Here is an 11,544-nt window from a genome sequence, read left to right on the forward strand (position 1 = left end):
CCGTCCCGACCTGGCTCGCGGCTCAGAGCTTGCCTGTTGCCTGCAGCAGCGGCTGCAGCTGCAGGACCTTTTCCATGTCGAGCGAGGCTAGGCCGAAATTGCGCTCCTGTAAATCTTTCAACTTGTGGGCGGTAATCTCGACCGAATGGCGGATCTGTTCCTCCGTATGGTCGCAGGTGATGAAGAACCGAAGCCGGGCCATGCCTTCCGGTACCGCGGGGTGGATGATCGGCAGGACATTGACCCCTTCTTCCAACAGATCGTTGGAAAGCTGCACGGCGCGAAGAGAATCGCCGACAATGACCGGCACCACCGAAAAGCCGACGCTCAAGCCCGTATCGAGGCCGGCGGCCCTGGCGCATTCAAGGAAAAGCGCACCGTTTTTATGCAGCCTTTCGGTCCGTTCCGGTTCGGTACGCAGGATATGCAGCCCGCAACGCGCCGCCGCCGCGAGAACCGGCGCGAGACCGACGCTGTAGACAAACCCGCCGGCTTCCGCCTTAAGGATATCGACGAGCGCCTGCGAACCGGCGATATAACCGCCGCAGCTCGACGTGGTCTTGGAGAGGGTTCCCATCCAGATATCGACATCGCGCGGGTCGAGCCCGAAATGTTCGAACGTGCCGCGGCCGCTCTTGCCCAGCACGCCGAGCGCATGGGCCTCGTCCACCATCAGCCAGAAACCGTAGCGCGAGCGCAGTTCGATCAGCGCCGGCAGGTCGGCGATGTCGCCGTCCATAGAATAGACGCCCTCGACGATGACGAGGATGCGCCGGAATTCGGCCGACAGCGTTCTGAGCACGGATTCCAGGTTTTCGATATCGTTGTGCCGGAACAGGCGTCGCGTCGCGCCCGACTGCTTGATGCCGGCGAGCGCGCTGTTGTGGATGAACTCGTCATGGATGACGAGATCCTGCGGCCCCATCAGGCAGCTGATCGCCGCGACATTAGTCAGGTATCCGCTGACGAAACAGACCGAGGCATCGACCCCATAAACCGAGGCAAGATCCGCTTCGAGGTCCGTGTGCACCGGCCGTTCGCCGGCGACGAGGCGGCTTGCCGAGGCGGAGATGCCGAACCGGTCGATCGCGGCTTTCGCCTTTTCCACCGTCTGCGGATCGGTATTGGTGGCGAGATAGTCGTAGGAGGCGAAATTGATCAGTTCGCGCCCGCCCATCGCGGTCGTCGCACCGGCGGCGCGGTCGTGGGAGCGGTAGAACGGATTGGCGACGCCGATCATCTCGCCCGCCATGCGCTGAAGCTGGACACGCTGATATTCCGGCAGCTCATCGAAGCGCAGCGCCTGACGGGCCGGCGCCGGCGGTTGGCGGTTCAGCCGCGCGGCGCGATTGCGGCCGGAGGCTTCGCTCGTCCGGCGCATCTTGTCCAGCAAACCACGCTTTCCCTCGGTGCCCAGCCCCGAGGTTGTTTCGTCATCCGGACCTTTGTTCATCAATGCGCTGCCGCTTTCTGCTGCTTTGCGACGGAATGGCTCTTCACGAGCTTGTCGACAACGCCGTTCTCGGCCGGCGTCGCCTCTTCCGTCTCATCACTATGCGTCGATACGCGCTCGCGCAAGCGCGTGACGACGTCGCCGACGGTGGTATCGTCGCCGACACCGCTCAAGGGGATGTCGAATCCCGTCTTCTGCTGGAAGCCCATGCCGAGCTCCATCGCCATCAGGCTGTCAAGACCGATCTCCTTCAGGATCTTGTCCGGGGTGATCGTATCCTCGGTGACGCGCAGGATCGCGGCGATCTCGCCGGCAACCAGCGTATGTAGGATCTGCTGCGCCTCTTCCGCCGACTTGCCGCGGATCAGCTCTTCCAGATCGATCGTATCGCCTTCGGCCGCCGCATTGCCGGTACCGGCATGGCGCAGCGCCGTCTCGAACAGCGCACCCCGGGAAATCGGCAGCATCCGCACCGCATTCCAATCGACTTCCGCGATCATCACCGCGGCCGCATCGACGCTGCCGGTATCGGCAACCATGTAGCGCTCGACCTGTTCAAGCGCTTCGCGCGCCTTCATTGCCGTCTTGCCGATGCGCTTAGACAGAAGCTCGTTGACCTCGGTGTTGCGGGCCAGGAAACCGGTGTCGGCGATTGCGCCGAAACCGACGGCCAGGGCGGCAAGACCCGCAGCACGGCGGGCGCGGGCCAGGCCCTCGAGATAACCGTTGGCGATGACGTAATTCGACTGGCCAGGATTGCCGATCATCGTCGTTGCCGAGGAGAAGAGCAGGAACAGCTCGAGATCGTCCTTCAAGGTCAGGCGGTGGAGGACTTCGGCGCCCCTCACCTTCACGTCGACGACCGGCTTGTTGCGCTCCGGCGTCAGGTTGGACATGAGCGCATCATCGAGCACCATGGCCGCGTGGACGATGCCCTTTACAGGGCCTTCGCTGCGCAGGAGTTCGAGCAGCAGGGCGGTCGCGGCCTCGTCGGTGATGTCGCAGGCATGGACCGTCGCATGGACGCCCTTTTTATGCCAGGCGGCAATCGCCGCAAGCGTCACATCGTCGGCCATGCCGCGGCGCGAGCAGAGCGCGATGCGGCGCACGCCCTTGGCGACCAACCATTCCGCTGCCGCAAGGCCGAAACCGCCGATGCCGCCGGCGACCAGGAAAATTCCGTCTTCTGAGAAACGCAGCGGCTTGCCCGGTGCGGCCAGAACCTTGTCCTTTCCGGCCACAGGCGGGCGGACGACGATCTTGCCGATGTGGCCGGAATTCTGCATTAGCCGGAAGGCGCTGCCGATCTCGTCATGACTGAAGGCGCGGTAGGGGAGCGGCGTCAGCTTGCCCTCGGCGAACAGGCGGCCGATCTCGGTGAAGATCCTCTTGGTCACCGCGGGCAGATTGACCAGAAGCTGGTCGGCATCGATACCGAAATAGCTGATATTGCGGCGGAACGGACGGAGCCCGATCTTGCGGTCGGAATAGTAGTCCCGCTTGCCGAGTTCCAGGAAGCGCCCGAACGGCTTCACCAGTTCGATGCTGCGCTCCATCGCTTCCGAGAACAGCGAATTGAGGATCAGATCGACGCCCTCGCCATTCGTCACGCCACGGACGCGGGAAACGAAATCGAGCGAGCGGGAATCGAAGATATGGTCGGCGCCGAGCGCTTCGAGGAAGCGACGCTTCTCGACGGTGCCGGCCGTGGCGATGACCGTCGCGCCCTTCAGCTTGGCGATCTGCAGCGCCGCGAGACCGACACCGCCAGCCGCGCCGTGAATGAGGATCGTTTCACCTTTTTCGATATGGCCGAGCTGGACCATGGCGTAATAGGCGGTCAGGAAGGCCACCGGAACGGTGGCGGCGGCGGTAAAATTCAGCCGGTCGGGGAATTTCGTCACGCCGTCGCGGCGAACCCGGACATGGGTCGAAAACGCCGCCGGCGCGATGCCCATGACCCGGTCGCCCGCAGAGAGGTCATCGACATCAGATCCGACCTCAACGACGCGTCCCGCCAGTTCCATGCCGATGGTCGCGCCGGCAAAGCCGTCTTCCAGGGCTTCTTCCGGGAGCAGGCCCATGGCCCACATGACGTCGCGGAAATTGAGGCCGGTCGCCTCGACGGCAATCACCACCTCGTTCTTGTCCGGTACGGGGAGGTCGCAGGCTTCCCAGGCGATGCTGTCGACACGGCTGCTGACCAGCTGCCGGATCGTCGCCGCCGGGAAATCCGAGACCAGAACGTCGGACGACGGGAACGGGCCGGTGGCGGCGCGGATTTCCCGAAGCCTGCCATCGTCGATCAGCCATTCGCGATTGTTCGTGGAGGCGGCGAATATCTCGGCCACAGCCACGGATGTGGCCGGATCGTCGGCTTCGGCATCCACCAGATGCACATCGAACAGGTCGTATTCGTTCTGCAGCACCCGCGCAAAGGTCCAGAGACCGGCATTGGCCTCATCCGTCCCCTCGCCTGCCAGCGGCGATCCGCCGGGCGCGACGACAAGGAGTTTCGGCCTTGATGCCGATGCTCCGGTCTCGCGGAGATAGGCGGACAGGGCCTCCGCCAGCAGGCCAAAGCGCCGCAAGCGGTCCTGAGCCAGCACCGAGACATCCCGGGCGCCCTTGCGTTCCGCCGCATAGATCAGCCGAAGCGGCTGGCCTTCGAAACGAGCGAAAGCTTCGCCAAACCCCGTCTCGCCGCAATCGGCATCGAGCGCTTCGACCTTTGCGGCGCCAAAGGAAATCGCGGGATCAGCGCGCTCGGCAAGCAGCAGAACCGGATTGCCGGGTCCAAAGGCGGCCTCGTGGGGTGTAACGGCGGCGGAAGCCGTCGCGAGAAGCAACGCACCTTCCGGATAGTCTCGCTCCTCCACATGCGGCCTGACGAAACCGAGATCACCGATCAGGTCCTCGATCTGAGGTCCGGTGCCGAGCTGGCCGATAGGGAATTCCGACGACTGGCTGTTCTCGAACCAGCCTTCGGACTGGCCGAAGACGAAATCGTTGAAGGCCGACGGCGCACGATCGGCAAAGATCAGAGCGGCGCCATTGGCGGCGGCAGAGCGGATCGCTGCCCGGATCTCGTTATGGCCCGACAGAAGCTTCTGGCTGTGGGTGCCGCCGGCAACCACCAGGTCGGCGGACGGCGACACCTTGAGCTTGTCCATTTCCGGCAGCATCACATGCACATCGTGCTCGAAGGCGAGTTCGAGGGTGCGGCGGATGCTTTCGCGGGGTTCGGCGATCGTCAGGGTCGCTCCGTTTTCGGCGGCAATCGTCGCGAGACGGCGGCTCAGCGCCACTGATGTCGAACCGGCCTTCAGGATATGGCGAACCTCACCCCTGGCCGCAGCGACGGCCGCCTCGACGGCCTCGATCACGGCCGACAGGCGGCGGCCGGCCAGCGGCGAATGGACGAGCACATGGTCGAGCGTCGCCTCGCTGACGGTATCTGCTCTTGCGACCTTCTCATCGCGATCGTGAAGAAAGGCCGAGAACAGGCGATCGAGGGCATCGCAATAGGCATTGTTGACGAGCACCGCTTCGGCGACGCGGCCCGCATCCTCGCGGTAGACTTCCTGCAGGATTTCGCCGACCGGCGGCAGGGTGAATTCGCGCGGAACGGTCCATTCGCCGTCATCCGACGTCGCAATGCCGGCATCTTCGAGGATGAACAGGCAATTGGCGAGGAAGGAACGGAACTGCGCATCGCCCGGAAGACGGCGGGTGGAGACGATGCCGCGATGGTCGGCGACCTTCGCCGCGATCTCGTGACAGGCCCGGTAAATAGCCGCGTCGATCAGCAAGGTCGCGTTATCGGACGGCCGGGATTGGGCGGACGCGAATATCCCCATCGCGTCGAGCCCCTGCCCGTCGAATGGGGCCGCGAAGGCGGCAGGAATGCTTTCATAATGGAACGCGACGGATGCCAGCGTGTGATGACGGCGCAGCGACGTGCGCCGGAAGCGACAATCGTCAAAGGTCGCGACACGGTTGCCGGCCGCATCGAACATCTGGAAGCGAACCTTGATCGAATATCCGCTGAACCGCTCGATCTCGATCCGCGCCCCGGCGATCGGGCCACCTTTGCCAGACACCCGGATCGAACCGAAGCGAACGGGAATATAGGGCGCGCCGGCCTCATTGCCGGAAAGCTCACCGAAAAGCGCGACCAGGCCGTGGAAGGCCGCATCGACGGAGAAGGGATTGAGATTGTATTCGACAAACGGGTGAGCCGGCTTTTCCGCCGGCTTCAGGTCAACCTCGATGACGGTGCGTCCGAAGGACGTCGCCTTGGACAGGAGCCGGAAGCAAGGACCATATTGAAGACCGAAACGCTGGGCCGTCTCGTAAGCATCGTCCGACGTCACCACCGAGCCCTGCGCCCCCGCAGGCCTTGTCATCGGTGCTTCGGCCTCGGCCTCGATCGGACGGCGGCTACGGGCGACGGCGTGGACCGTCCAGTCGTCGTGGCTCAGCCGCTCGCGGGAGCGGATCTCGATATAGCCGGTTTCCGGCGACAGCAGCGTCGACAGCTCGACAATGCGATCCTGGCGCAGTTCCAGCGGCCGGACGATTTCGAGGTTGGAGATCTCGACTTCGTCGGAACCGTAAAAGCGCTGTGCCGCCGTCACGGCGATTTCGATGAAACCACTGCCCGGCAGGATGGCGCGCGAATCCACGACGTGCTCGGCGAGATCCGGAAAAAGCCGCGCGTCGATATGGTTCTTCCAATGGGCCGCATTGGGATCGGCGCGCCAGCCGAGCAGCGTATAGGGCTGTTTGGCATTGCGACCGAACACGTCGATTTCATCTGACGTCGGCGGGCTCTGCAACTCGACCGGCTCGAAGGGCAGGCTCGGCAGGTCGACAAAAGCGTTGCGCTTGCCGCTGTGACGCGACAGGAGCGGCGACGCGCCGTGGGCGACCGCGCGGGCAAAAGACTGGGCGACCGGATCCCTGCCCGGCACCGGCGTCTCGCGCTGCAGAGTCGCGGTGACGACCGCCGGGACGGAATTCTGCTTGGCGATATCGCTGACATAGTTCGACAGGATAGGGCGCGGCGATATCTCGATGAACAGGTTGCAGCCCATGTCCATCGCCACCTGCGCGGCGGCCTTGAACATCACCGGTTCGCGGACATTGTGCCACCAGTATTCGGCATCCAGCCCCCGCCCATCCTGAACGGCGCCGGTGACCGTCGAGACGAAGGCGCAGGTGCCGGTTTCCGGCTCGATCTGCGGCAAATCGGCAAGGAAGGCGTCCTTCGCCTTGTCGATGATCGGGTGGTGAAAGGGATAATTGATGTCGAGGACATGGGCGACGATCTGGGCCTTGCGGGCCGCATCGCGGAATGCCTGGATCTCGTCGGCCGGGCCGGAAATGGTCACCGAGTTCGGCGCGTTGATCGCCGCCACGTAGATTTCGTCGAGGCCGTTCGATTTTGCGAAAGCGAGCGCCGCATCCTCGTTCATGACGACGGCGGCCATCTTCCCCTGGCCGGCGAACAGGTCCTGATAACGGGAGCGCTTGGCGACGATCGCCACGGCCTCAGCCGCCGTCAGAGCCTTTGCCACATAGGCCGCAGCAATTTCCCCGACCGAATGACCGAACACCACGTCCGGCCGCACGCCGAGCGCCACGAGGCAATCCGAGAGAGACGCCTGGACCGCAAAAAGCAGGGGCTGGGCGATCTTGGTATCGCCGAGACGCAGCGCAAGGTCGGGCGAGACGAGAACATCCGTCAGCTTCTCGCCGAGATGATATTCGAAAAGCGCGCTGAACGACTGGAAACACTGGCGGAAATGCCGGTTCTCCCGGTAGGCCTCGACACCCATGCCCGCCCATTGGGCACCGTTTCCGGAAAAAACGAAGGCAATCCGGGCGGACTGGGCCGGCGCTTCGCCGCGCTCGCCCTGCGAAACCTCGCCGGCGAGATGCGTTTCGATCGCCTTCAGGACGCCTTCGCTGTCCTTGGCCTCGACCGCGAACCGGTGGCGCAGCGCTTCCCTGTTGGCGGCGGTCGAACCGATGATCCGAGCAGCCTCCTGCGGCGCCGAGGCCGACAGCCGGTTGCGGTAATCTTCGAGCAGCCGCGACAGAGCCCCGGCTGTGTGGGCGCTCGCGACGAACAGGGTGCCGTCGCCCTTTGGCGGATCGACAGGCGCAACCCGCTCGGGATCGCTGATCACCACATGCGCATTGGTGCCACCGAACCCGAAGGAATTGATGCCCGCGAACCGTGGCTCCTTGGCGGGAAGCAGCTTGACCGGCGAGGTCGTCACCCGGACGTTGAGGTTATCGAAATCGATATCCTCGTTGACCCTTTCAATGTGGAGCGATGCCGGCAGGTAATTGTCTTCGAGCGCGATCATCGCCTTCAGGAGGCCGAACAGGCCGGAAGCCGGTTCGGTATGCCCGATATTGGTCTTGATCGAGCCGATCGGCACCGGCGCCCGGCGCCTCTTGCCGATGACGGTACCAATCGCCCAGACCTCCGCCGGATCGCCGACGCGCGTGCCGGTGCCATGGCCTTCGACGAAGGCAAGGCGGTTGACGTCGATAGCGCCGTTTTCATAGATCGAGCGCAGCAGCGCCGCCTGAGCTTCCCGTGACGGAAGGCTGATGAAATTGGTGCGGCCGGAGGAATTGACCGCAACGGCATGCAGCCGTGCATGACTGCGGTCGCCTTCCTGCCGCGCCCGATCCGAGCGGCGCAGAACGATCGCCACGCCGCCTTCGGAACGCACGTAACCGTGGCCGTTCGTATCGTAGGCGCGGCAAAGCCCTTCCGGCGACAGCATGCGCGCCTGGGCAAAACCCACGAAGGACAACGGATGGACCAGCAGATTGATGCCGCCGACGATCGCCGTGTCGATATCGCCCTTTTCAAGCGCCGCGACCGCCTGGTCGAGAGCGACCAGCGAGGAGGAGCAGGCCGTGTCGATCGTCATGCTCGGACCCTTGAGGCCGAAGACATGCGAGATGCGGTTGGAAACGATCGACAGCGTGTTGCCGGTCATGAAATAGGGGCTGCCGGCGGCCGGATCCTCGGATATGAGATTGCCGCTTTCCAGGCTCGATGCGCCGATATAGACGCCGACCCGCTCGTTCGCGAGCTTGCCGACCGGCAGATTGGCATCTTCGAGCGCCTGCCAGACCAGAGTGAGCAGGATGCGCTGCTGCGGATCCATCTGCATCGCTTCACGCTGCGACAGTCCGAAAACCGCCGGATCGAACGCGTGGATATCGTCGAGGACGCCGGCGGCGAACGTATAGGCCTTTCCGGGAACGCCCTGCGCGGGATGCCAGAAACGGGCGCTATCCCACCGATCGTCGGGTATCCGAGTGATCGTGCACAATCCCTCGCTCAGAACCCTCTGTAACTCCCGTACAGAACTTGCGCCTGGGGCAACGCTGGCCCTGCCGATGATCTCGATCGTCATGGTCACCCAAAATTGTCAAAGCTGCCAAGGCACACGCACGAACAGTTCGCCTCTTAACTTTTAACACCACACTTATTGTAGGTTGTCACCCCAAAAAAGCCGGGACGTTGTTCTTGCGGCTTTTCCACAGGTATCGCCGCAGCAATGCAGCTATAAAATACAAAGACCTCGACAACGAACGGGCTAGTCACCGACACTTCCGACGAGCGCAACGGCGCCAGCGCCCTGGGCGACAATTCCGACAGGCGTTCCGATAATGCTCAGGAACTTGGTGAAATCGACCGCCATATGACGCGAAGCATAGATCACGTCGCGGCTCTTGATCGGGAAAGTCTGGCCGACGATCAGGCTGTCGGGATGGCTCATATCGAAGCGATAGACGATCGGGTAGCGACCGTCCCTGTTCGGCTTCATGCCCTTGCGCAGGAGTTCATTCATGCGCTGCTGTCCGACCAGACCGGCAAAGACATCCGGCTCTTCATAACGGAAGAGGAAATAGCCTTTCGCATCGACCGCGGCATCGACACCGCCTCCGCCGAGCGCCACCGCTTCCAGCAGATTGAGGTCGTTGGCACCGAATTCGATACGCGCATTGCCCTTTACGGCCCCAAGGAGAGTAAAGGTGCGAGGGTCGCGGGTCACGAAAATCTGGTCACCCGGCTGGACGTAGATGTTTTCGGACGGGTTGTCGATGATGGACTTCAGCAGCGCCGTGCCGGTGCGCTGGCCGCGCACAAGGGTGACGTAGGTTTCATAGGGCTGCGCTACAGGACCACCGGCCTTTGCAATCACGCCGGTGATCTGCTCGCCGGTCAGATCGAGCGGAACCTGCGACGACTTTGCCACGGCGCCCGATACCGTGACGGTCCGTGAAGGGGTGTTCATGCTGGAAACGATGACGTCGGGCTCAACGGCCTTGCTCGCCAGGGCGGATAGAATCGCCTGTCGCGCTTCCTCGAGCGTCTTTCCGACAAATCGCACGGAGCCGACGTAAGGAATGGCAGCCTTGCCGTCCGGCTGCACGACGACGTCGAGGCTGGTCTGCTTAGACTCGCTGGTGGAAAACAGGCCGTCGGCGCCGGCTTCGAAAATCGTGATCTTCAAGAGATCGCCAACACCGATCACGGCCCGGCCCACACCGCCATTGCCGAACCCGAAACGCCGTTTCAGAGCGGTGGATACATAGTCGGATACCAGGCGGGCCGAACGGCTGTCCACATCGACAACCTCGAATACCGCAGCATTCAAACGTCCGATCTCTGCCGCTGATCGACCGCTGTCGGCGTTGATTGCCGAGGCCAATGGTCCTTCGCCGGGTACGGCCTGGCAACCAGCCAAGGCCGCACAGATCATCATCGCGGTCATTCGAACCAATTCGATACTCCAAAATCAACGCCGGCATTACGTACACGGGAGGTTGCACGAATACCTGTTTGAATCCGACCGATCCTCAAAAGCACACCGAGCCTTGAACAACAAGCCGGATTGCGCAAAGCCCCGGGAAATAAAAATCCTGTGCGCTTTTATGGCCATTGTCCGGCGACAGACTAGTACCGGGAGGGGAATCTAAACAAGTTGAGTTAAATGCCTTCTAATCAACGTGGTTAATGCGGCCGGCGACGGGCGTCGCCCGGAGCCGGGAGCGGCTGCAGGAATCACTTTCTTTTCAAGGCCGTCCGATCCGCATAAACTCCCGCTTACCGCATGGAGATCGAGCGGTTTGAGCTTGTCCCGTATCATGGTATGCGCGGGGCCGACCGCCGGACCATCCCCGATCGGAAATTGGAGCTCATGCCGGAAGAGGGCAAGGCAGACATACTGACACCAGCCGATCGGCGCCGCAGGCAGCGCTCGGCTATCCTTGTCTTCGGTCTCTTCCTTTGCATCGTTCTGGCGGCACTCGCGACGACCGTGCTCGCCGTCAACAATGGCCGGAACTACAAGCGGCTCGTCAGGCAATTCGCGCTGGAACAGTATCTTCTTCCGGCACCACCCCCTCCGCCCCTGCGGATCGACAAGCCGAGATCGCTGCCGCCGGCGGAGCATTATCCGCCCTGGCTTCTCAACGCAGGGCTTGAGCGGAGCGCGGTGTTCGAGAAGATCGAGGCGCCTTCCGCCGAGGATCGTTGCGAGCTGCTGCGGGACGACAGGGGCACGGTTCCCACCTTCACCCGCTCGGGCGACGGCTGGGAATGCCTGTTCTTCGAGACATTCGGCAATGCGCCGGAACCGGCAGCGCTCTTCATCCAGGCTCGCGGCACCGAGCGCGACATCGTCAGCAGCTTTCGCATCAAGGTCAGCCTGACCGACCTCACCACGGAGCTTGCGGTGCTCAGCAAGGCGATCGGCGCCACGGAGCGGTTCGGCCTGCCGATGACGCCCGAGACACGCAGCTACCTGATCGAAAAACTGGCGGGCCGCACCGAATTCAGCTCGATCGTCGAAAACTACCGGATGACGTTCGGCCGGGAGATCACCGACGCGCGGCGCTACAATCTGTTGATCCTGCCGCGACGGCAGATGGCGAGCTGCGGCGAGCACCCGTCGCCGCCGCCGGACAGATGGACCACGCCGATCTACCGCATGCCGGTCGGCTGCCTGGCACTGCGCAGCCCGCCTCCCCAGCCATCCGCTTCCTAG

At 63.2% G+C, this 11,544-nt stretch carries 4 protein-coding genes; 1 reads left to right on the forward strand and 3 read right to left on the reverse strand.

Translation table 11 applies throughout. From position 1 onward, the window contains the following. Positions 1–22 precede the first annotated feature (22 nt). The 3 genes from J2X76_RS00555 to J2X76_RS00565 all read right to left on the reverse strand — a co-directional run bounded on the left by J2X76_RS00555 (position 23) and on the right by J2X76_RS00565 (position 10,269). Positions 23–1,453 carry an aminotransferase class I/II-fold pyridoxal phosphate-dependent enzyme gene (locus J2X76_RS00555; protein ID WP_310211945.1) on the reverse strand — a complete coding sequence of 477 codons (1,431 nt, stop codon included), beginning with the start codon at positions 1,451–1,453 and terminating at the stop codon, positions 23–25. Next, complete coding sequence (locus J2X76_RS00560; RefSeq protein ID WP_310211948.1) at positions 1,453–8,904, reverse strand: type I polyketide synthase; 7,452 nt, start codon at positions 8,902–8,904, stop codon at positions 1,453–1,455. Before J2X76_RS00560 ends, J2X76_RS00555 begins: the two co-directional genes overlap by 1 nt. A 183-nt stretch (positions 8,905–9,087) precedes the next feature. Continuing rightward, complete coding sequence (locus tag J2X76_RS00565; protein WP_405029994.1) at positions 9,088–10,269, reverse strand: polysaccharide biosynthesis/export family protein; 1,182 nt, start codon at positions 10,267–10,269, stop codon at positions 9,088–9,090. Positions 10,270–10,695: 426 nt separating this feature from the next. Between J2X76_RS00565 and J2X76_RS00570 the strand changes: the two genes are divergently transcribed. Then, positions 10,696–11,544 (forward strand): DUF6030 family protein, encoded by an 849-nt coding sequence (locus tag J2X76_RS00570; RefSeq protein WP_310211955.1) that lies wholly within the window; start codon positions 10,696–10,698, stop codon positions 11,542–11,544.

Origin of the sequence: Neorhizobium sp. 2083 (assembly GCF_031455615.1) — a bacterium.
In the GTDB taxonomy this organism is placed as follows: domain Bacteria; phylum Pseudomonadota; class Alphaproteobacteria; order Rhizobiales; family Rhizobiaceae; genus Neorhizobium.

Excerpts from the sequence above, each read along its gene's own strand:
- J2X76_RS00555 (WP_310211945.1), bottom strand. The coding sequence starts at position 1,453 with ATGAACAAAGGTCCGGATGACGAAACAACCTCGGGGCTGGGCACCGAG.
- J2X76_RS00560 (WP_310211948.1), bottom strand. The coding sequence starts at position 8,904 with ATGACGATCGAGATCATCGGCAGGGCCAGCGTTGCCCCAGGCGCAAGT.
- J2X76_RS00565 (WP_405029994.1), bottom strand. The coding sequence starts at position 10,269 with ATGACCGCGATGATGATCTGTGCGGCCTTGGCTGGTTGCCAGGCCGTA.
- J2X76_RS00570 (WP_310211955.1), top strand. The coding sequence starts at position 10,696 with ATGCCGGAAGAGGGCAAGGCAGACATACTGACACCAGCCGATCGGCGC.